Origin of the sequence: Saccharothrix australiensis, assembly GCF_003634935.1 — a bacterium.
In the GTDB taxonomy this organism is placed as follows: Bacteria; Actinomycetota; Actinomycetes; order Mycobacteriales; family Pseudonocardiaceae; genus Actinosynnema; species Actinosynnema australiense.
Genome location: NZ_RBXO01000001.1, coordinates 2,856,692 through 2,877,371, shown reverse-complemented (window position 1 = coordinate 2,877,371; position 20,680 = coordinate 2,856,692). Strand labels below are relative to the sequence as shown.

General features: G+C 74.3%; 17 protein-coding genes and 1 pseudogene. 11 read left to right on the top strand and 7 right to left on the bottom strand.

What is annotated here, in order from left to right; translation table 11 throughout:
* The first annotated feature begins 259 nt into the window (after window positions 1-259).
* Complete coding sequence (locus C8E97_RS13360; protein WP_121005313.1) at window positions 260-2,647, top strand: ATP-binding cassette domain-containing protein; 2,388 nt, start codon at window positions 260-262, stop codon at window positions 2,645-2,647.
* A 273-nt stretch (window positions 2,648-2,920) separates the two neighbouring features.
* Here C8E97_RS13360 and C8E97_RS35960 read toward each other — a convergent pair whose 3' ends face one another.
* Both C8E97_RS35960 and C8E97_RS13345 read right to left on the bottom strand, forming a co-directional pair.
* A complete protein-coding gene (locus C8E97_RS35960) occupies window positions 2,921-3,469 on the bottom strand; it encodes a sensor histidine kinase (RefSeq protein WP_246018863.1) in 549 nt (182 codons plus the stop codon).
* Window positions 3,470-3,813: 344 nt separating this feature from the next.
* A pseudogene (locus tag C8E97_RS13345) lies at window positions 3,814-4,730 on the bottom strand (ABC transporter ATP-binding protein).
* Between the two features lie 367 nt (window positions 4,731-5,097).
* On the opposite strand from C8E97_RS13345, the gene C8E97_RS13340 reads away from it, so the two are divergent.
* Entirely contained in the window at window positions 5,098-6,267 is a 1,170-nt protein-coding gene (locus C8E97_RS13340; protein WP_246018861.1) for a serine hydrolase domain-containing protein, read from the top strand.
* 97 nt (window positions 6,268-6,364) lie between these two features.
* Entirely contained in the window at window positions 6,365-7,882 is a 1,518-nt protein-coding gene (locus tag C8E97_RS13335) for an alpha/beta fold hydrolase (RefSeq protein ID WP_121005310.1), read from the top strand.
* A 150-nt stretch (window positions 7,883-8,032) separates the two neighbouring features.
* Here C8E97_RS13335 and C8E97_RS13330 read toward each other — a convergent pair whose 3' ends face one another.
* The gene (locus C8E97_RS13330) at window positions 8,033-8,569 is read right to left on the bottom strand and encodes a TetR/AcrR family transcriptional regulator (protein ID WP_211347223.1); all 537 of its coding nucleotides are present in this window, start codon (window positions 8,567-8,569) and stop codon (window positions 8,033-8,035) included.
* A gap of 158 nt (window positions 8,570-8,727) precedes the next feature.
* On the opposite strand from C8E97_RS13330, the gene C8E97_RS13325 reads away from it, so the two are divergent.
* On the top strand, window positions 8,728-10,260 hold the full coding sequence (locus C8E97_RS13325) for an MFS transporter (protein ID WP_121005304.1): 1,533 nt from the start codon (window positions 8,728-8,730) through the stop codon (window positions 10,258-10,260).
* Between the two features lie 229 nt (window positions 10,261-10,489).
* Here the strand turns inward: C8E97_RS13325 and C8E97_RS13315 are convergent, their stop codons facing one another.
* Window positions 10,490-11,275, bottom strand: a complete 786-nt coding sequence (locus tag C8E97_RS13315; protein ID WP_121005298.1) for a DeoR/GlpR family DNA-binding transcription regulator — start codon at window positions 11,273-11,275, stop codon at window positions 10,490-10,492.
* A gap of 393 nt (window positions 11,276-11,668) precedes the next feature.
* Between C8E97_RS13315 and C8E97_RS13310 the strand changes: the two genes are divergently transcribed.
* From C8E97_RS13310 to C8E97_RS13295, 5 genes are all read left to right on the top strand, one after another.
* On the top strand, window positions 11,669-12,436 hold the full coding sequence (locus C8E97_RS13310; RefSeq protein WP_121005294.1) for a GntR family transcriptional regulator: 768 nt from the start codon (window positions 11,669-11,671) through the stop codon (window positions 12,434-12,436).
* Between the two features lie 83 nt (window positions 12,437-12,519).
* A complete protein-coding gene (locus C8E97_RS36460; protein ID WP_281275397.1) occupies window positions 12,520-12,651 on the top strand; it encodes a hypothetical protein in 132 nt (43 codons plus the stop codon).
* 34 nt (window positions 12,652-12,685) lie between these two features.
* Window positions 12,686-12,886 carry a hypothetical protein gene (locus C8E97_RS35270; RefSeq protein WP_211347002.1) on the top strand — a complete coding sequence of 67 codons (201 nt, stop codon included), beginning with the start codon at window positions 12,686-12,688 and terminating at the stop codon, window positions 12,884-12,886.
* 943 nt (window positions 12,887-13,829) lie between these two features.
* A complete protein-coding gene (locus tag C8E97_RS13300) occupies window positions 13,830-14,258 on the top strand; it encodes a nuclear transport factor 2 family protein (RefSeq protein ID WP_121005292.1) in 429 nt (142 codons plus the stop codon).
* 73 nt (window positions 14,259-14,331) lie between these two features.
* Window positions 14,332-14,592: a helix-turn-helix transcriptional regulator gene (locus C8E97_RS13295; RefSeq protein WP_246018859.1), complete on the top strand. Its 261-nt coding sequence runs from the start codon at window positions 14,332-14,334 to the stop codon at window positions 14,590-14,592.
* 153 nt (window positions 14,593-14,745) lie between these two features.
* Here C8E97_RS13295 and C8E97_RS13290 read toward each other — a convergent pair whose 3' ends face one another.
* Window positions 14,746-15,498 carry a GAF and ANTAR domain-containing protein gene (locus C8E97_RS13290; protein ID WP_121005285.1) on the bottom strand — a complete coding sequence of 251 codons (753 nt, stop codon included), beginning with the start codon at window positions 15,496-15,498 and terminating at the stop codon, window positions 14,746-14,748.
* Window positions 15,499-15,559: 61 nt separating this feature from the next.
* Between C8E97_RS13290 and C8E97_RS13285 the strand changes: the two genes are divergently transcribed.
* A complete protein-coding gene (locus tag C8E97_RS13285) occupies window positions 15,560-16,159 on the top strand; it encodes a TetR/AcrR family transcriptional regulator (protein WP_211347001.1) in 600 nt (199 codons plus the stop codon).
* Between the two features lie 160 nt (window positions 16,160-16,319).
* On the opposite strand, the gene C8E97_RS13280 is transcribed toward C8E97_RS13285, so the two are convergent.
* A complete protein-coding gene (locus C8E97_RS13280; RefSeq protein ID WP_170211797.1) occupies window positions 16,320-16,937 on the bottom strand; it encodes a hypothetical protein in 618 nt (205 codons plus the stop codon).
* Window positions 16,938-17,082: 145 nt separating this feature from the next.
* Here C8E97_RS13280 and C8E97_RS13275 point away from each other — a divergent pair, with 145 nt between their 5' ends.
* Window positions 17,083-17,862, top strand: coding sequence for a TetR/AcrR family transcriptional regulator (locus tag C8E97_RS13275; RefSeq protein WP_121005276.1), 780 nt, complete (start codon window positions 17,083-17,085; stop codon window positions 17,860-17,862).
* Between the two features lie 562 nt (window positions 17,863-18,424).
* Here the strand turns inward: C8E97_RS13275 and C8E97_RS13270 are convergent.
* The gene (locus C8E97_RS13270) at window positions 18,425-20,617 is read right to left on the bottom strand and encodes a tetratricopeptide repeat protein (RefSeq protein ID WP_281275396.1); all 2,193 of its coding nucleotides are present in this window, start codon (window positions 20,615-20,617) and stop codon (window positions 18,425-18,427) included.
* Between the last annotated feature and the right edge of the window lie 63 nt (window positions 20,618-20,680).

Sequence of the window (20,680 nt, the reverse complement as noted above, 5' to 3'; positions counted from 1 at the left end):
ACCCCCCTCCCCACCCACCCGCTCCACCCTCCACACCCACGCCACCCTCCACACCAGCGCCACCCTCCACACCCGCCACCCTCGCCCTCGCCTCCTCCGATGACAAGGCCGAGCCCCCACGCGAGGCCGCGTCGGGTTGTCGCGCCTGATTTCCCGTCGATCACGCTCTTCGATCGACGGGAAATCAGGCGCGACGGCCCGACCAAAATGGCGGCCGAGCCGCCGCGACGGAGTCGCGGCCATCCAACACAGGAGCAACATGCCCAAGAGGACGGACACGTCGTCGCCCGCGCCGCACCTCGCCGACAGCCACGACATGATCCGCGTGCAAGGCTCGCGGGTGAACAACCTCAAGGACGTCAGCGTCGAGATCCCGAAGCGCCGCCTCACGGTGTTCACCGGCGTCTCCGGCTCGGGCAAGAGCTCCCTGGTGTTCGGCACCATCGCCGCCGAGTCCCAGCGCATGATCAACGAGACCTACAGCGCCTTCGTCCAGGGTTTCATGCCGACGGTGGCGCGGCCCGAGGTCGACGTGCTCGACGGCCTCACCACCGTGATCGTCGTCGACCAGCAGCGGCTCGGCGCGGACCCCCGCTCCACCGTCGGCACCGCCACCGACGCCAACGCGATGCTGCGCATCCTCTTCAGCCGGCTCGGGCAGCCGCACATCGGGCCGCCCAGCGCGTACTCGTTCAACGTCGCCTCGGTCCGGGCCAGCGGCATGATCACCGTCGAGCGCGGCGCCAGGACCAAGGCCGTGAAGGAGACCTTCAACCGCACCGGCGGCATGTGCACGCGCTGCGAGGGCCGCGGCACCGTCACCGACCTCGACCTCACCCAGCTCTACGACGACTCCAAGTCGCTCGCCGAGGGCGCGATCACCATCCCCGGCTGGAAGTCCGACAGCTTCTGGACCGTGCGGGTCTACGCCGAGTCGGGTTTCGTCGACCCGAACAAGCCGATCCGCGAGTACACCAAGAAGGAGCTGCACGACTTCCTCCACAAGGAACCCGTCAAGGTCAAGGTCGACGGCGTCAACCTCACCTACGAGGGCCTGATCCCGAAGGTGCAGAAGTCGTTCCTGTCCAAGGACCCCGAAGCGCTCCAGCCGCACATCCGGGCGTTCGTCGACCGGGCGGTCACCTTCACCACCTGCCCCGAGTGCGACGGCACGCGGCTGAGCGAGGCGGCCCGGTCCTCGCGCATCGGCGGCACCAGCATCGCCGACGCCTGCTCGATGCAGATCAGCGACCTGGCCGAGTGGGTGCGCGGCCTCGACGAGCCGTCGGTCGCGCCGCTGCTGGCGACGCTGCTGCGGACGCTCGACTCGTTCGTGGAGATCGGACTGGGCTACCTCTCGCTGGACCGGCCGGCGGGCACGCTGTCGGGCGGCGAGGCGCAGCGCGTCAAGATGATCCGCCACCTCGGCTCGTCGCTCACCGACGTCACCTACGTCTTCGACGAGCCCACCGTCGGCCTGCACCCGCACGACGTCCAGCGGATGAACAACCTCCTGCTCCGCCTGCGGGACAAGGGGAACACGGTGCTCGTCGTGGAGCACAAGCCGGAGACGATCGCGATCGCCGACCACGTCGTCGACCTCGGGCCCGGCGCGGGCACGGCGGGCGGCGCGGTGTGCTTCGAGGGCACCGTCGAGGGGCTGCGCGCCGCCGGCACCGTCACCGGCCGCCACCTCGACGACCGGGCCTCGCTCAAGGACGCGGTGCGGACGCCCACCGGCGCGCTGGAGATCCGCGGCGCGACGGCGCACAACCTGCGCGACGTCGACGTCGACATCCCGCTCGGGGTGCTGGTCGTCGTCACCGGTGTCGCGGGTTCCGGCAAGAGCTCGCTCGTGCACGGGTCGATCCCCGCCGGCGCGGGCGTGGTGTCGATCGACCAGGGCGCGATCCGCGGTTCGCGGCGCAGCAACCCGGCGACCTACACCGGGCTGCTCGACCCCATCCGCAAGGCGTTCGCCAAGGCCAACGGCGTGAAGCCGGCGCTGTTCAGCGCGAACTCCGAGGGCGCGTGCCCCACCTGCAACGGGGCCGGCGTCATCTACACGGACCTGGCGATGATGGCCGGCGTCGCGACCGTGTGCGAGGACTGCGAGGGCAAGCGGTTCCAGCCGGCGGTGCTGGAGTACCACCTCGGCGGCCGGGACATCAGCGAGGTGCTCGCGATGTCGGTGGCGGAGGCGGAGGAGTTCTTCGGCTCGGGCGAGGCGCGCACGCCTGCCGCGCACGCGATCCTCGGCAGGCTCGCCGACGTCGGCCTGGGCTACCTCAGCCTCGGCCAGCCGCTCACCACGCTGTCCGGTGGTGAGCGGCAGCGGCTCAAGCTGGCCACCCACATGGGTGACAAGGGCGGCGTCTACGTCCTGGACGAGCCGACCACCGGTCTGCACCTCGCCGACGTGGAGCAGCTGCTCGGCCTGCTCGACCGGCTGGTCGACGCGGGCAAGTCGGTCATCGTCGTGGAGCACCACCAGGCGGTCATGGCGCACGCGGACTGGATCATCGACCTCGGGCCCGGCGCGGGGCACGACGGTGGCCGGGTGGTGTTCGAGGGCACGCCGGCCGATCTGGTCGCGGCACGCTCGACGCTCACCGGTCAGCATCTCGCGGAGTACGTCGGCGAGTGATGTCGGTGACCGATATCGCGTGGCGTTGCTGCAACGTGGCTGTGTTTGGTCAACACTGAAGTTATTATGTAGGTCAAGTGCGTTGTGCGAACGGGAGAGGGCATCGCTCGCGCTCGTGAGGTGCACCGCGGCCCTCGGACTGCTTGCCCTGGTCAACGGACGACCGGACGATCGACCGAGGGCCGCGCGCGTCCTCGGCGGCGGGGCCGATCGGGAGTGATGTCAGTCACTGACATCACTTCGAAACGTTCTCCCCGGAAACGAACACAGCACTCAGCGCTCGTCGGGCAGCGGCAATGTCAGCGGCAGGGTCAGCCGGAAGCGCACGCCCTCCCCCACCCCCGTCTCCAGTTCCACGTCGCCGCCGTGGGCACGCGCCAGCGACCGGGCGATGGCGAGGCCCAGTCCCGCGTCGGCGCCACCCGACCGGGTCCGCGAGCGGTCGGCCCGGTAGAAGCGGTCGAAGGCGCGGGCCGCCTGTCCGGGCGTCATCCCCTGGCCGTCGTCCGCCACCACGCGCACGGCGCGGCCGGCCGCGGTGCCGACGCCGATGCGGACGGGGGTGCCCGGCGGGGTGTGGGCGGCGGCGTTGCCGAGAGCCGGCCCGCCCGGTGGCGCGCCGCACGTCCCCGCCGGCGCACCACAGGCCCACGCCGGCGCACCACACCTCCCGACGCCGGAACACCGCGAACGCCGCGACGAGCACGGCGACGACGCCCAGGCACATCCCGCCGAGGTTGAGCCAGGGGTGCGGGTAGGCGGGGTCGGGCACCGTCGCGAACACCGCCGCCGCGCCCTTGCTCGGCCAGTAGTCGACCACACCCCTCAGCCACGACGGGAGCAGCCCCGCGACGGCGGGCACCAGGAAGACGATGCCGACGAGCATGGCGAGCGCGCCGGCGGTGGCCCTCATGAGGGTGCCGAGGCCGACCGCGAGCAGCGCGATCGCCGCCAGGTACAGGCCGCCGCCCGTGACGGCGGGCAGCACGCCGGGGTCGCCGAGCGCCGCGTGCGGCGCGCCGTGCCCGGCGAGGGCGGCCTGCCCGAGCAGGAACACGGCGAACATCAGCAGTTGGCCGGCGACGGCGACGGCCACGACGACCTTCGCCGCCGGCAGCCGGGTCCGGTCGGGTGTGGCGGTCAGCGTGGTGCGGTGGCGGTGGCGTTCACGCGGCCGCTCCCCGGTAGTCGACGCTGTCCCTGGTCAGCTCCATGAAGGCGTCCTCCAGCGAGGCCCGGCGCGGGGTGAGCTCGGTGAGCGCGACGTCGTGGTGCGCGGCGAGCTTGCCGATCTCCTCGCTGGTCGGTCCGGAGACGACCAGCGAGGATTCGAGCCCGTCACGCACGGTGGCGCCGGCGGCGGTCAGCCGGCGCGCGAAGGCGGCCCGTTCCGGGGTGCGGACCAGCACCGTGCCCTCGCCGTTGGCGTGCAGGAACTCGGCCATGCCGGTGTCGGCGATGAGCCGGCCGCGCCCGACGACCACCAGGTGGTCGGCGGTGTGCGCCATCTCGCTCATGAGGTGGCTGGAGACCAGGACGGCGCGGCCCTCGCGGGCCAGGGAGCGCATGAAGTCGCGGATCCAGCGGATGCCCTCGGGGTCGAGGCCGTTGACCGGCTCGTCGAAGATCAGCACGCGCGGGTCGCCGAGCAGCGCCGCCGCGATGCCGAGCCGTTGCCGCATCCCGAGGGAGAACCCGCCCGCCCGTTTGCGCGCGACGCCGTCGAGCCCGGTGCGGGCGAGCACCTCGTCGACCCGGCGGCGGAACAGGCCGTTGCTCACCGCGAGCGCCAGCAGGTGGTCGTACGCCTTGCGGTCGCCGTGCACCGCGCCGGCGTCGAGCAGCGCGCCCACCTCGGTCAGGGGCGCGGGCAGGTCGCGGTGGCGCCGTCCGCCGATGGTGACGGAGCCGCTGGTGGGGGGGCGACGAGGCCGACCACCATCTTCATGGTGGTGGACTTGCCCGCGCCGTTCGGGCCGAGGAACCCGGTCACCTGCCCCGGCTCGACGGTGAACGACAGGTCGTCCACCACGGTGTCGTCCCCGTACCGCTTGGTGAGGCCGCGTACTTCGATGGTCGTCATGGCGGCGATCGTGGCGGGCCGGGCGTTCCCGGAGCGTTCCTGGGAGAACCCCGGGAGTCCGACGCACCGGGGCACGCCCGGACGCCGGTCGGCGCGCCGCCGGGGAGGTCCGCTCACAGGGAATTCCGGGACCCGCCGCGACGGCTGCCGGTGGCGGCGCTGCCCGGTGGTCCACGCGGCACGCGTTCTCGGGAAGGCGCGATCAGGCCGTTTGCCGCATCCTTGGTACAGCCAGCGCTACCACGCGCCGGGGCGGCAGCCTCACCCCGGTTCGGGGAGTTGGCCTCCTGGGATCGCGGGTCGCGGCTTTGTAACTTCGTGATCAACGGACGCCGGACGGACGGCTCCGGTCATCCGAGGAGGCGCTTTGGGAGCACGGGTTCTGCTGCGATCCGCGGTCGGGGCGACGGTGACGGCGGGCTTGGTGGCCGCCGTGCTCGTGTCGCCCGCGGCGGCCACGGGCGGCGCGGCGCAGGCAGGTGGGGCACCGGCGGGCGCGGTCGACCGGGGTGGTGAGCGGGAGATCGCGGTGGCGCTCGACCGGCTCATCCGGGCCGACGGGCTGCCGGGCGCACAGGCCGTGGTGACGGAGCGCGGCCGGAGCCGGGAGGTCGCGCGCGGTGTCGGCGACCTGCGCACCGGTCGGCCGTTCCCCCACCGGGCGCGCGTTCGCATCGGCAGCAACACCAAGACGTTCGTCGCCACCGTGGTGCTGCAACTGGTGGCCGAGGGCGAGGTCGGGCTGGACGACCCGGTCGAGCGCCACCTGCCGGGCGTGGTGCGGGGCAACGGGAACGACGGAACCCGCGTCACCGTCCGGCAGCTGCTCCAGCACACCAGCGGCCTGTCCGACTACCTGGCGGTGGTGGACCCGGTCGCGGCCCGGTGGCGGCACTACGGGCCGGCCGAGCTGGTCGCCGCCGCGATGACCCTCCCGCCGCGCTTCGAGCCCGGCGCGAAGTGGGAGTACTCCAACACGAACTACGTCCTCGCGGGCATGCTCGTCGAGCAGGTGACCGGGCGGCCGGTCGCCGCCGAGGTCACCCGCCGGGTCACCGCGCCGCTCGGGCTGCGGTCGACCTACTTCCCCCGGCCCGGCGAGACCGGGCTGCGCGGCCCGCACCCGCGCGGCTACCACCGGGTCGACGGTGAGCGCGTCGACTACACCGAGCAGGACCCGTCCTGGGCGGGCGCGGCCGGTGCGGTGGTGGGCACGGGCGAGGACCTGAACCGGTTCTTCACCGCGCTGCTGGGCGGGCGGCTGCTGCCCGCGGCGCAGCTTGCCGAGATGAAGCGCACCGTGCCCGCCGACATCGCGCCGGGCGCGGGTTACGGCCTCGGCCTGATCCGCTACCCGGTGTCCTGCGGCAAGGAGCTCTGGGGCCACGGCGGCACCGTCCCCGGTTTCCGCACGCGCGGCGGCGTCACCGCCGACGGCCGTGCCGTGAACGTCACGGTCAACGAGGTCTCCTCGTCGCCGGACGGCTCGGCGAACGTGCTCAAGGCGGTCGACGCCGCCGTGTGCGCCACCTCCTGAGCGCGGCGGCGACACCGGGCGGGCCGACAGCCGGCTCGACGGTGCGCGCGCCCCGCCACCCGATCATCCGTCCACATGAGATCCACGGAGCGCGATAGTGAGACAGGGCAAGAAGTTGGCGGTCACCGCTTTGACCGGGCTGAGCCTGCTGACGGCCGCCGGCGTGGCCGGGGCCGCCCCGACCGCCGAGGGCGCCGCCGAACGCGGTGGCCTGGAGCGGTTCCACCGCCAGCACCTGAGCTGGCAACCCTGCGGTGACGAGAAGCTGGACGCCGCCGGCGCGGAGTGCGCGGACGTCGCGGTGCCGCTGGACTACCGCGAGCCGCGCGGCCGGACGATCACCGTCGCGATCTCCCGGCTGAAGGCGTCCGACGGCGCGAAGCGGCGCGGGGTCATGCTGTCGAACCCCGGCGGCCCCGGCGGGGCGGGCCTCGACATGATGCTCACCGTCCGGGACGCGATGACGCCGGAGGTGCGGGCGCGGTACGACCTGATCGGCATGGACCCGCGCGGCATCGGCCGCTCCACGCCCGTCGACTGCGGGTGGCCGGTGGGCAGCATGCTCCAGTCGGCGGGTGTGGACCGCGCCTCGTTCGAGCGCGGCGCACGGACGCAGGCCGACCTGGCGCAGCGGTGCCGGGACAAGGCGGGCGACCTCCTGCCGCACATCACCACCCGCAACACCGCCAGGGACATGGACGTCATCCGCGGCGCGCTCAAGGAGCGCCGGATCAGCTACTTCGGCGTCTCGTACGGCACGTACCTGGGCGCGGTGTACACGCAGATGTTCCCGCAGCGCAGCGACCGCGTGGTGCTGGACAGCGCCACCGACCCGGACCGCTGGACCAGGCCCGCCCGGCAGCTCCTGGGCAAGGCGAACGAGACCGCGCTGGACGACTGGGCGGCCTGGGCGGCGGACCGCGACGCCGAGTACCACCTCGGCGGCACCGCCGCGCGGGTGCGCGCGCTGGTCGAGGACCTGGTGCGCAGCGCCGCGCGGGAGCCGATCCGGCTCGGCGAGCACCGGCTGGACCAGCACTACCTGCCGCTGGTGCTGTTCGGCCCGCTGTCCGACGCCCGCCAGGACGCCCTGCTCACGAGCTACGTGCGGCAGATCGCGGACGCCGCGGGCGGCAAGGTGGTCCAGCCGAGCCCGGAGCTGGACGCCACCCTGCGGTTCGCGTACCGGCCGACGCCCGAGACCCAGAACTCCGGCCAGGCCGCCGTCATGTGCGGTGACGCGGCCGAGCCGCGCGACCCGGAGTCGTACTGGCGCGACATCGAGCGGCACCGCGCCACCCAGCCCGTGTTCGGCGCGTTCGCGCACAACATCACGCCGTGCGCCTTCTGGGCGCCTCCCGTCGAGCGGCCGACCGAGGTGCGCAACTCGGTGCCCGCGCTGATCGTGCAGGCCACCGGTGACACCCGCACCACCTACGAGACGGGGGTCGCGCTGCACCGGTCGATGACCAAGTCGCGCCTGGTCACCCTGAAGGACGTGCGCATCCACGGCGTGTTCGAGTTCTTCCCGAACAAGTGCGTGCGGGACAGCGTGAACACCTACCTCGCGGACGGCACGCTGCCCGCCCGCGACCGGACGTGCCACGTGGACTGATCCGCCTTCCAGGCCGTGACGCCGGTCCTGATCGGCCGGCACGGTGGCGTCGTCGGGCGATTCGCTCGGCGGCGCTTCCGGCGTCGTGTGGCCCGCGCGGCGGAGGCCAGGTCCCGCCAGTGGGTGAACGTGCTGGGCGTTGCCGGGTCGTCAGGAGCGGGTGATGCCGTTCAGGATGAGGTCGGTAACCATCCGGGTGAAGTCGCGGGACGCCGCCCGGCCCGCCTGGATCGACCACGCCGCGCCGGCCACCAGGCTGTAGAAGGCGTCGGTGAGCCAGGCCGAGGTCAGGTCCGGGCCGAACTCGCCGGTCCGCCTGCCCCGCTGGAACAGCTCGACGATCCGGGCGTCGATGTCGGCCCACGCGGCGGGTTCGCGGTCGGGGTCGGGTTCCTGGCTCTGCGAGTACAGCAGCGCCAGGTAGGGCGACACGGGTTCGCACGCCGCGACCAGCCGGCGCAGCGCCTCCGCCGCCGGGCCCTCGTCCAGGCGGGAGGCGTCCAGCGCCTCCCGCAGCTGCGCCACGGCCAGGTGTTCCAGCGCCGCGAGCAGCGCGCCGCGCCCGGCGAAGTGGCGGTGCAGCGTGGCGCGGCTGACGCCGACCGCCTTGGCGATCTCGTCCTGGGTCGCGTTCGGACGCCGCCCGAGGAAGTCGGCCGCCGCGCGCAGCATCCGCTCCCGGCTCATCGTCACCGGGCGAGTCTAGTGCCCTGCGACACCTCCGCCTCGGGTACGGGACTTCGTCACGTTATGAGACAAATTTGTCTCACGGGAGGTACTGTCATCTCAGGACACCCCACCCGACACCGGGAACGGGTCACGGACCACCGAGCCGAGGAACGAGCATGAGCACCGGTCCCACACTGGACGACACGACCGAGCACCACCGGGCACCGGGCCGGTGGCCGGCGCTGGCCGTCCTGGTCATGGCCGTCGTCGTCGTGGCCGTCAACGGCACGGTCCTGGCGCTGGCCACGCCGTTCCTCAGCGAGGACCTCCGGCCGACGGGCACGCAGCTCCTGTGGATCGGCGACGTGTACGCGTTCGTCCTGGCCGGGCTGCTGGTCAGCATGGGCAGCCTCGGCGACCGCATCGGGCGAAAGCGGCTGCTGCTGATCGGGACGGCCGCGTTCGGCCTGGCGTCCCTGCTCATCGCCTACGCGCCCACCGCCGAGGCGCTGATCGCGGGCCGGGTCGTGCAGGGCGTGGCGGGCGCGACCCTCATGCCCTCGACCCTGGCGCTGGTCCGCAACATCTTCCACGACCCGCGCGAGCGCAGCCTGGCCGTCGGCGTCTGGGGCGCGGCCCTGTCCGCCGGGGCCGCCGCGAGCCCGCTGCTGGGCGGCTGGCTGCTGGAGCACTTCTGGTGGGGCTCGGTGTTCCTCATCAACGTGCCCATCGCCGCGCTCGTCCTGGTGGTCGGGGCCAGGCTGCTGCCGGAGTCGAGGAACCCCTCCCCCGGCCCGTGGGACGTGCCCAGCGCGCTGCTGTCCACGGCGGGCGTCGTCGCCGTGGTCTACGCGGTCAAGGAGATCGCGGCGGACGGGCCGGGCGTCGACGCCCTCGTGGCCGCGCCGCTCGGCCTGCTCGCGCTGGCCCTGTTCGCGCGGCGGCAGCTGGTGCTGCCCTCGCCGCTGATCGACGTGCGGCTGTTCCGCAACCGCGTGTTCACCGGTGTCGTCGGCGCGAACCTGCTGTCGATCTTCGGCCTGTCCGGGCTGATCTACTTCCTGTCGCAGTACTTCCAGCTCGTCAAGGGCTACGGCCCGCTGCACGCGGGTGTCGCCGAGATGCCCGCCATGCTCGCGTCGATGGTCGTCGGCCTGCTCGCCGGGTGGACCGTGCGCCGGACGTCCGTGCGCGTGGCCATCGCGGGCGGTCTGGCGCTCACCGCGATCGCGATGGTGGTCCCGGCGTTCGTCACGCCCACCACCGGCTACCCCGTGCTGGGCGCGGCGCTGCTCCTGATGGGCGCGGGCACCGGGCTGACCTTCACCACCGCCGGCGACCTGGTGCTCTCCAGCGTGCCCAAGGAGCAGGCGGGCGCGGCGTCGGCGGTGTCCGAGACCGCCTACGAACTGGGCATGGCGCTGGGCATCGCGGTGTTGGGCAGCCTCGTCATGGGCGTCTACCGGGACTTCGACGTCCCGCCGGGCACGCCGGCCGAGGTCGCCGACGCCGCCGCCCAGTCGCTCGGCGGGGCGACGCGGGCCGTCTCGGCGCTGCCCGCCGAACCGGCCGCCGCGTTGCTCGCCGCCGCCCGCGACGCGTTCACCGAGGGGCTCGCCATCGCCTCGGGCATCGGTGCGGCGCTGCTGTTCGCGGCCACGGCCATGGCGTGGGTCATGCTCCGGCCCGCCCCTCGGAAGGGGGCCTGAGCAGGTCGTCGGGGGTGGGCGTCCCGGCCAGGGGCGCGGTAGGCGATCGGCCGACCAGCGCGTCGAGCGCGGCGTCGGGGTCGAGCCGGGTCCGTGGTCCCGCCCGCCTCGGTCGCGCGCGCGAGCAGGTCGCGTGCGGGCCGGGGTAGCGCTCGTACAGTGTCGCGGCCGTGCCGGTGTCGTGCTGCGGCCGGGCGACGGCCGCGGTCGACGTCATCGGGGCGCGCGGTCACACCTGTACAACCTCGACGCCCCGCTCGCGGAACCGGCGCACGTCCTGCTCGCGGGCTTCGGTGTCGGTCACCAGCACGTGCACCTGGCCGATGGCGCAGATCGACGCGAACGCCCGCACGCCGATCTTGGACGAGTCCGCCACCACGACCACCCGGCGCGCCCGTTCGGCGAGCATCCGGTCGATGTCCGCCTCGCCCTCGTGGTGCGCGGCGGCGCCCGCGTCCGGGTCGATCGCGTCCACGCCGAGGAACGTCACGTCCAGGCTCAGCCCGCTCAGGATGCGGCCCGCCAGCGGGCTCATCAGCTCGTAGGACTGCGGGCGCGCCACGCCGCCGGTCACGACCAGCTTCACCTGGGGCCGCACGGCCAGCTCGTGGGCGATGTTGAGCGCGTTGGTCACCACCGTGATCACCCCGTCGCCCTCGACACCGCCGACGTCCGCGCTGGTCATCAGCGCGCGGGCGACCTCGGTCGTGGTGGTGCCGCCGTTCATGCCGACCACCGCGCCGCGCGGCACGCGTTCGGCCGCCGCCCGCCCGATGCGCTGCTTCTCCCCCGCGCGCCGCACCGTCTTGTACCGCAGGGGCAGGTCGTAGGCGATCGAGCGGGCGACCGCGCCGCCCCGCGTCCGGGTGAGCAGCCGCTGTTCGGCGAGGTGGTCGAGGTCGCGCCGGATGGTCGCGCCGGAGACGGCCAGCTCGTCGGCGATCTCGTCCACCTCGACCCTGCCGCGCTCGGCCAACAGTTCCAGCAGCGCGTTCAACCGCTCGTACCGATTCACCGGCCACCTCCGCGCGGAACGGTAATGCACATCACAGATGCGCAGAAGTGCCGTTGGTGGGGTGTCCGCGACGTATTCGCCTGCGCACGCCTGTACGCGGACGTCGGAAAACATTCGCCTTCGATCAAATGCGCGCAATGACCGCACGGGAAACGCGCCGCCGGGCGATCGCCGAAACCCCTTGTGCAGCACCATTCCAAGGCGGCAGGACAGAACCGGCACGACCGGCCTGCGCGTTCACCCGGTGTGCCCGCGAACGGTTCGACGATCGCGCCACCGCAGGCACGCCGACCACGATCACGGTCGCGTTCGGCACGCGCGGGGGCGAATGTCCACACAAATCGCGCCGGCGCGGAGGCGCGTCCCGACCTCGGGCAGTGGGAAACTGCGCTGGTGACACCACGAGCACTGGACCGATCCGGACCGGACCCGCTGTGGCGGCAACTCCAGGACGACCTCGTCGCCCGGCTGCGGTCGGGAGCGTTCGACACCGGCTTCCCCGGCGAGCTGGCGCTGGCCGACGAGTACGGCGTCAGCCGCTACACCGTGCGCCAGGCGCTGCAACGCCTGCGCGCGGACGGGCTCGTGGTCGCCGAGCGCGGACGGCAGCCCAGGGTGAGCCCCGCCGCGGACGTCGAGCAGCCGCTGGACACCCTCTACAGCCTGTTCGCCTCGGTCGAGGCGGCCGGGTTGGAGCAGCGCAGCGCGGTCCGGGTGCTCGACGTCCGGGCCGACGGCGTGGTCGCCGACCGGCTCGACCTGGAGGGTTCGACGCCGCTGGTCCACCTGGAACGGCTGCGGCTGGCCGACGGCGAGCCGTTCGCGATCGACCGGGCGTGGCTGCCCGCCGACGTCGCCGCGCCGATCCTGACCGCCGACTTCACCCGCACCGGCCTGTACGCGGTGCTGGCCGAGCGCACCGGCGTCCGACTGGACACCAGTCGGGAGGACATCCGGGCCGTGGTGCCGACCGCCGCCGAACGGGCCCTGCTGCGGTGCGGCCCGGAGGTGGCCTGCCTGTCCATCCACCGGCAGGGCCGCGCGGCGGGCCGTCCCGTGGAGTGGCGGCACACGATCGTGCGGGGCGACCGGTTCGCCGTCACCGCCGAGTTCGCGGCGGCGGGCAGCGCCCGGCCGACCCGGTCCGTCCTGGCCCGCTGACACCGCCACCTCCGAGCCGGCGCAATGTACGGACATGCGGGAGGTGCACGTGGACGTCATGGCGGCCGGGACCGCCACGCCGGGTGACCGGTGCTGCCTCGTGCACGACGGCGCGGCGGCCGACGCGGTCGCGCCGCGAGGCGGTGCCGGCGGTGCTGGTGCCGCGGCTGCGGGAGCGCGTGGTCGGCGTCGCGCGGCGGGTGTCGGCGCGTTGACCGTTTTCCTCGGCGTGGCGGCGGGTTCCTGGCCGTGCCCGCGCTGGTGGACCCGTTCGCCGCGGCGGCGCTGCCGGGCGCGTGGGACGGCAAGCGGTTGAGCGCCAAGGCCGACCTCCGCACCCCGCGCCGGGTGTTCGCCGTGACGCTGCCCGGTGTCGCCACGTTCATGGTGGTCGACAGCATCGTGCCGAGCCGGCGCGGCGTGTCGTCGACACGGCGGGTGTTGCGATGACGGTGCCGCGCGGCGCGGGTTCCGGCACAGGGTCGCTCCTCCCCTGGCGCCGCCTCGGCCACCGCACGCTTGCCGCAACACGACCTCGTTGTGCCATCAGCGCATCTCACGCTCGGGATCGAGCGGTGCCGGCGATCGGCCGAACGGCGCGGGACGGGCGGCACGCGTGCACTCGCGGTACCACCCCGGCGGATTCCCCCCATCGGAGCCCCGACATTGGCCCCTGTGAGCGACCATTGGTCTCTACCAGGGTATGCAGTGATCACTTCCGGCACGCAACGGCGTGGCGGCGCGCGCTCGGCGGCAGGAGGAGTACTCATGTACCGGCAGGCCCCACGCCTGCGCGACGGTCGGGAGGTGTGGATGACGCCGCAGGGTCCGGCGCCGGCCGGATATTCCGGCCTCGCCCGGAATTCCAAGCCCGCCAAGCGTTCCGGGGTCGATCGGCCCGGTGTTCCGGGGTGTCCGGGCACCGCCGGGTATTCCGGTTCGAGCGGGAATCGCAGGCGGGCCAGGCGTTTCGGGACCGGCGCGGCGGCCTGGACCGCCGGGAGTCCCGTGGCCGCAAGGGGTTCCGGGCACGCCGAGGCCGCCGGGAGTGCGGGGTTCGCTGGGGCCGGCCGGGGTGCCGGGTGCGGTGGCGGCACCGGGGGTCGCGGGCCGGGTGCCGCTCACGGCGCCGCCGACACCGGCGGGAACTCCGCGCCCACCGGGGATCCCGGTTCCGACGGGCACTCCGCGCCCACCGGGGACCACGCGCCCGCGAGGGGCTCCGCGCCCCCGCGAAACCCCTGCCCCGCCGGGTGTTCCGGGCCGGCCGGACGGCGCGCGTCCGGGCGATCCGGAGCCGCCGGGCGGGCCGCGCCCGTTCGGCGGCCCGGCGCGGAGGGCGGGGTGCGGGTCACCGGTGACCCGGTGGTCCGGTCACGGTCGTGGACGGCGCATGACGCGCAGCCGAGCTGACGTCACGATGGTGGTGGAGAAACTGGTCGCCCGGTGGGCCGCGAAGGACACCGCCGGGCTGAGCAGGCTGTTCGCGGACGGTGTCCGCTGGTGGACCGCCCCGGTGCCCGGCGCGCCGTGGCCGTCGGACGTCCGCAACCCGCGCGAGGTCGAGTCGTTCTTCCTCGCCTTCCGCGCGGTGCTCGAACTGACCGGCATCACCACCCGCGGCCTGATCGTGGACGGGCCCGACGCCGTGCTCACCGGTCGGCTGCACGCGCGGGTGCAGGTCACCGGCGCGCCGCTGTCCTACGACTTCGCCGTGGCGGTCAGCGTGCACCGCGGGCTGGTCAGCGAGTTCCGCATGTATGCGGACACGCTGGCAATTGCACGTGCACTCGCACAGGATGTTCCTCCGGTATCACCGTGATGCTTTCCCGACGGCCGCGCTCGCGCTGGAACAATGGCCGACAACCCGTCGGAGAGAACGGAAAGGTGCCGCCGTGCCACTGCCGGGACCGATCAGCGAAACCCTCGCCGAACTGAGACGCAGTCGCGGGCTGACCCAGGACGACTTGGCCGAGCGGCTGCACGCCGCCTCCGGCAACACCAGCGTGACCAGGGAAGAGGTGTCGCGCTGGGAACGGGGCAAACGCATACCGGGACCGTACTGGCGCGGCTGGCTCGGCCAAGTGCTGGACACGCCGCAGCACGAATTGGAACGCGCCGCCGCAATCGAGCGCGCGGCCCGCCGCCGGCATTGACGTCCACCACGCGCCATTGCGCACCATTGCCCCGCACCGGATCGACCGGGGCGCAATGGCCCGAACCGGATTGCCCGGCCCGGATTGCCCGTCGAACCCCCGGCGGGACCCGCCGTTCGAGCCGGGCGCCGGCCGGTGCGGCGGGCGGCCCGCTCACCCCGGCCCGTGCCCGGTGTGGGGCTCCTCGTCCGGGTCCGCGGGGAAGCGCAGCCTGCGCGCCAGCACGTCGGCCGCCACGTCGGCCAGTCGCCGCCCGGTCCGGTAGGCGTGCGCCCGCACCCGGACGAACGCGGTCGTCAGGTCGCTGTCCGCCTGCGCCGACACCACGCCGACCGCCCGCTGCACGGTCGCCCAGCGCGCCTCCACCGCGTCGGAGAACGGGTCCGCGCCGGGCGGCAGCGGCTCGGCGCGCAACAGCACCAGCATCGCCGCGTCCGCCAGCAGCAGGCCGTCCACCACCTCCCGCGGGGTCGGCGGTTCGGCCGTCGGGCGCAACGCCTCCAGGCAGCCGACCACGACCGCGCCCATCACCACGGGGAACGCCAGGATGCCCGTGACACCGCGCATCAACGCGAACGGCGCGAACACCGGCCACCGCACGCCGCCGAACGCCGCGAGGTCGCCCACCACCGGGCACTCCTGCCGCAGGCAGTCCATCGCCGGGCCCTCGCCGAAGGTGATCTCGGCTTCGCTGAGCCAATCGCCGACCGGGCCGGTGACGTGCGCGGGCTCGCACCGGCCGCCGTCGACCACCTGGTAGACCACCACGTCGGTCGCGGAGAGCACGGCGGCGGCGGTCAGGCTGACGTGCCGCACGCCGGAGGGCACGCCCTCGGCCTCGGCGAGGCGGCTGATCCGGTCCCACAGCCAGGCGCGGCGATCGCGGTCCGGTTGTCGGCTGTCCACCCCGGTCATGCTCGCAGACAGCGGTTGTGGCGCGCCCGGCGAGCCGAGAACAATGCGCGGGGTGTCCACCACGAGGGACGGTCTGCTGACGGCCGCGGCCGCCGTGTTCGACCGCGACGGTTACGTGCGCGCCACCATCGACGACGTGTGCGACCGGGCGGGCGTCACCAAAGGCGCGCTGTACGGCCATTTCAGTTCGAAGAGGGCGCTCGCGGTGGCGGTCCTGGACCGCCAGGCGCAGGAGTGGGCCAAGGCCAGGGAACGGCTGCAACGCCTGCACCGGAGCCCGTTGCAGGTGCTGGTCGACCTCGGCTACGCGGTCAACCAGGACCGCGCCGTGGTGCGCCGCCTGCTGTTCCAGGCCCCGATCTGCGACGACGTGGCGGACCTCCGGCTCGCGCAGTGGACGTCGACCGTGCGGGACCTGCTGCGGACCGCCGACTACCGGGGCGAGCTGCGCGACGGGCTGGACCTGGACGGGTGCGCGGACGCGGTGATCGCGGCGCTGGTCGGCGTGCACCTGATGTCGATGGCCGTGGAGGACCCGGACGGCGTGCCGCGCCAGGTGTCCCGCGTGTGGCGGACCTGGCTGCCCGCGCTGGCCCGCCCGGAGGTGTGCGCGACCCTGCGCCTGGAACCGCCCCGGCGGCTCCCGACGTGACGCGGACCGGGCTCCGGGCGTGAGCCCGTGGCGCCGCGGTGCCACGGGGCGCACCGGGTCGCGGGGCTGCACGGGACCGGCGGGTCACGAGGGGTGCACGGGGCGGAAGGGTGCACGGGGTCGCGTGGCGCCGCGGATCGCCGTGGAGCCGGCCACGCGGTCACGGGTCCAGGACGGCCCACAGCAGGGTGCCGTCGGACCACGTCGTCGACCAGCCGCACCGGTTCGCGCCGGTGGCCGCGAACCGCAGGTCGAGCGGATCGCACGGCACGACGACGTCCTCGCTCGCACCCACCACGAGCCGCCCGCGCCACCACTCGAACACCACCGTCGGGCGGACGCCCCGCGCCGCCAGGCCCACCAGGGCGTCGGCGAGGTCCGCCGCCTCGGCCGAGATGCCGCCCAGCCCCCACAGCCGGCACGTCTCCTCCGCCACCACGCGCGCGAAGCCGCCGCTGTCCCGCAGCGGCAGCGGCGTCCGCACCACCCAGCGCACCGGTGGCGCGCCCACGGTCGCCAGCGCGTCCTCCACGGTCGCGTAGCTGGGCAGCGCCCAGTCCACCGGACGCCCGGCGGCGGCCAGCAGGATCGGCACCCCCGGCCACTCCGCGACCTGGGTCCACACCGCGTGGAAAACCGAGCGGGCGGCGTCGGGTTCCACCATCAGGTCGCTCATGTCCACCACCACGGCGGTGGGTTCGGCCAGTACGGTCTTCAACAGCACGTCGCGCATCCGGGTGTAAGTCGAGGGCCCGAGGAGGCCGAACGGTGACAGCACAGCCACACCGTCCGCACCGGACAGTTCCACTTGCAGCAGGCCATCACGCATCGCTGACCTCGTCAACACCGCTGTGTTGACCTGATCGCGTCCGGATTCCTACCCTGAGTGACCGAAAGGCGTTGTCCGTCGAGATGAGGACTCCTTGAACGACCTGGCGCAAGGTGCCCGCACCAGGGCCGGGCTGATCGCGGCGAGCATCGAGCTGTTCGACCGCGACGGGTACGACAGCACTTCGCTGGATGCCGTGTGCCGCGCCATCTCCGTGACCAAAGGTGCGCTGTACCGCCATTTCCCCTCCAAGCAGGCTCTCGCGGTGGCCGTCGTCGAGGAGCACTTCCGGCGCTGGCACGAGGTGCGCGCCGAAGTGGAGCGCTCCGGCACCGGGCCGTTGCAGACGCTCGTCGACCTGACCCATCGGATGGGCGCCCTGACCCGCACCGATCGGACGGTCCGCGTCGGGGTCCGGTTGCTGTTCACCAGCGAGCTGTTCGAGCTGCTGGCGGGCGTGCACTTCGTCAGCCTCGTCGCGATGGTGCGCGACCTGCTCGGCCAGGCGGTCGCGGCGGGCGAGGTGCCGCCCGGTCTCGACACCCGCGAGGAGGCGGACGGGATCGCCGCGGCCGTCGTCGGTTCGCAGGCGATGACCGTGCTGACGAGCCTGGGCGACCCGGTGGACCGGCTCACCACCATGTGGCGGCACCGGCTGGCGTACCTGGTGGCTCCCGGCCACCGCGGGCTGGTGCACGCCACCGCGCTGGTCGACGTGCCTGCGTCGGCACCGCGCGCCACCGGTCCCGGCGAGCGAACCGCGCCGGCTCCCCGCGCCACCGGACCGGCCGACGGCACCCCGGTGACCCCTTGCGGCACCGCGCTGGTCGACGGTCCCGCGTGCCCCTCGCGCGGCGCGCCGGCGGCCCCGTGACGATCGGAGCGGGGAGCAGCACACCGACCCCCGACCACGTCGGCGTTCCTCCGGCCCGCCGGTCGTCCCGCCAGACAGCACCCCCTGAACTCTCCTGCGCCGCCGGCCGCCGCGCAAGCCGCCGCGTGAGCGACCGGACCCGGCGAGCGACGGGTGCCCGGCGTCGCGCGGGGCGTGGAACAGCGACGGGGACGGAGGGGCGGGCACCACGCGCCCGGCACCGCATCACCCGATCGGGCACATCCTGTCGGGGTGCCCTCGACTGGCGCGCCACACCGGTCGGGCGAGCCCATCGGCGCGCCACGCCTGCCCGATGAACCCATCACCGGCCCCGCGCCCCGCGGACCGTGCCTTACGGACCGTGCCCGACGGACCGTGCCGTGCGGACCTCGCCGTCCGAACCGTGCCGTGCGGACCGTCCCGCGCGGACCGGGCCACGCGCACCGGACCACGCGCACCGGGCCCTGCGCACCGTGCCCTGCGACCGCGCGAACCGGACCGCGTCACCGGAGTCCGGACCGGGCCGCGCGGGCGTCGGCAGCGGCCGACGCCCGCGCCCCCCTCACCCCGTCAGCTCCTCCCGCACCCGGACCTCGTCGAGCAGGCAGGGGTTGAGCGTCACCGGGATCGCGTCCGCCGACGCCCACAGCCGCGCGGCGGCCCGGTGGTCGCCGCCCGCCGCCGCCACGTTGCCCAGCCCGACCAGCGCGCGGGCCTCCTCGTAGGCCACGCTCTCCGCCCGCGCCGACTCCAGCGCCCGCTCGTAGCGCGCCCGCGCCGACTCGGCGTCACCGGCCGTGAAGTGCACCCACGCCAGGCAGTTCTCCGTCAGCACGGCGTCCAGCGGGGTCTGCGCGCACTCCGCCGCCCGCCGCGCGTGCCCGGCGGCCTCGTCGTAGCGGCCCCGCGCGGTCGCGGCCAGGGCCAGGCCGCGCAGCGTGATCGCCTCGTTCCGCACGCGACCGTCCGCCCGGTACACCGCCAGCGCCGCCGCCAGGTCGCGCGCCGCGACCTCCGGCTCGCCCTGGTACAGCCGCACCCACGCGAGGCTGGCCCGTGCGTCGGTCGCGCCGAAACCGTTGCCCGCCACCGTGAACAGCTCGTGCGCCCGCGCGTGGCAGGTCGCGGCCTCGGCGAACTCGCACCGCTCCAGGTGCGCCATGCCGAGGTTGTTCAGCACCATGCCCTCGGCCTCGCGGTCCCCGAGCGCCGTCGCCGCACCGAGCGCCACCCGGTGGCTGCGCACCCACGGCTCGGACAGCTTCTCCCGCGCGAAGAACGCCCGCAGCAGGCACGCCAGCTGCCAGCACCGGTCGAACACCTGCTCCGCAGCGGCCCGCTCGACGACCGCCACCAGCGTCGGCCACTGCGCGCGCAGCCACACCAGCGCCGAGTCGCCGTCGAACGACCACGCGTCGGGCAGGTCCACCGGTGGCCGGTAACGGAACGGCTCGATCGCCTCGTCCGCCGCGCGCGTGCGCGCCACCGCGTACTCCACCAGCCGCCGGGCCGCGCCGCGCCGCTCGGCCACGTCGACGCCCGGCAGCACGCGCAGCACCGCGAACGACCGCACCAGGTCGTGGATCGCGAGGTAGCCGCCCGGCCGCCGGGTCACCAGGTGCGCGTCGTGCAGCCGGTCCAGCAGCCGCTCCGCCTCGGCCCGCTCCACGCCCGCGAGCGCCGCCGCCGCGTCCACCTCCACGTCCACCGCGGGGTGCACGGCCAACAGCGGGAACATCCGGGCCTGGTCGGTAGGCAGGTGGTCGCAGGACAGCCGGAACGCCGCCGCGACGCTGCGCTCGCCGTCGTCCAGCGCGCCGAACCGGGTGGTGTCGTCGGCCAGCCGGTCGCGCAGCTCGGCCAGGCTCCAGCCGCCGCCGAGCAGCCGGGCGGCGGCGATGCGGATGGCGAGCGGCACCCGCCCGCACAGCTCGACGATCTCGGCCACCACGCCCTCGTCGGCCGCCGCGAACTCGCCCGCCACCACGCGGAACAGCAGCACCGCGTCGTCGGGGGCCAGCTCGCCCACCGCCACGTGCGCGGCATCGTCCAGCGACGCCAGCCGGTGCCTGCTGGTGACCAGGACCCGGCAGCGGGCCTCGGCGGGCAGCAGCGGGCGCACCTGCGCGCCGCTCGCCGCGTTGTCCAGCACCAGCAGGACCCGCTTGCCCGCCAGCCGGTCCCGGAACAGGTTGGCGCGGCCGTCCTCGTCGGGCGGGATGCGCGGGCCGGGCACGTCCAGCATCCGCAGCAGCCGGTCCAGCGCGTCGGACGCCGACAGCTCCGGCACGCCGCCGGTGTGGCCGTGCAGGTCCAGGAACAGGCTCCCGTCCGGGAACTCCCGCGCGGCGGCCCGCGCGGCGGACACCGCCAGCTCGGTCTTGCCGGTGCCGGCGAGGCCGGTGATGACGCACGCGCGGACCACGTCCGGCCCGCGCAGCACCTCGGCCAGCCGCTCGGACTCCCCGGCGCGGCCGACGAAGTGCCGGGTGCCGTCGGGCAGCCCGGCCAGCCCGCCCGCGGCACGGGCGGGCGCGGGCTCCCGGTCCACCAGGGCGAGCAGCGCGCCGTTCGCGCCGAGCACCCGGTCACAGATTCCGGCGAGACCGCGGTTCGCGGAGACGCGACCATTCTCCACCTTGCTCAGGTATCCCTTCGTGAAATGCGCCGCGGCAGCCAGCGCGGCCAACGACATCCCGGCCGAGAGGCGCCTGCGGCGCAACTCGCGGCCAAACTCCTGCGGATTTTCGAACACGGACGCCCCGATACGGTCGATGGACGGCGAAAAGGACCTCCGGCCACCGGGGGCGGCCCGGCG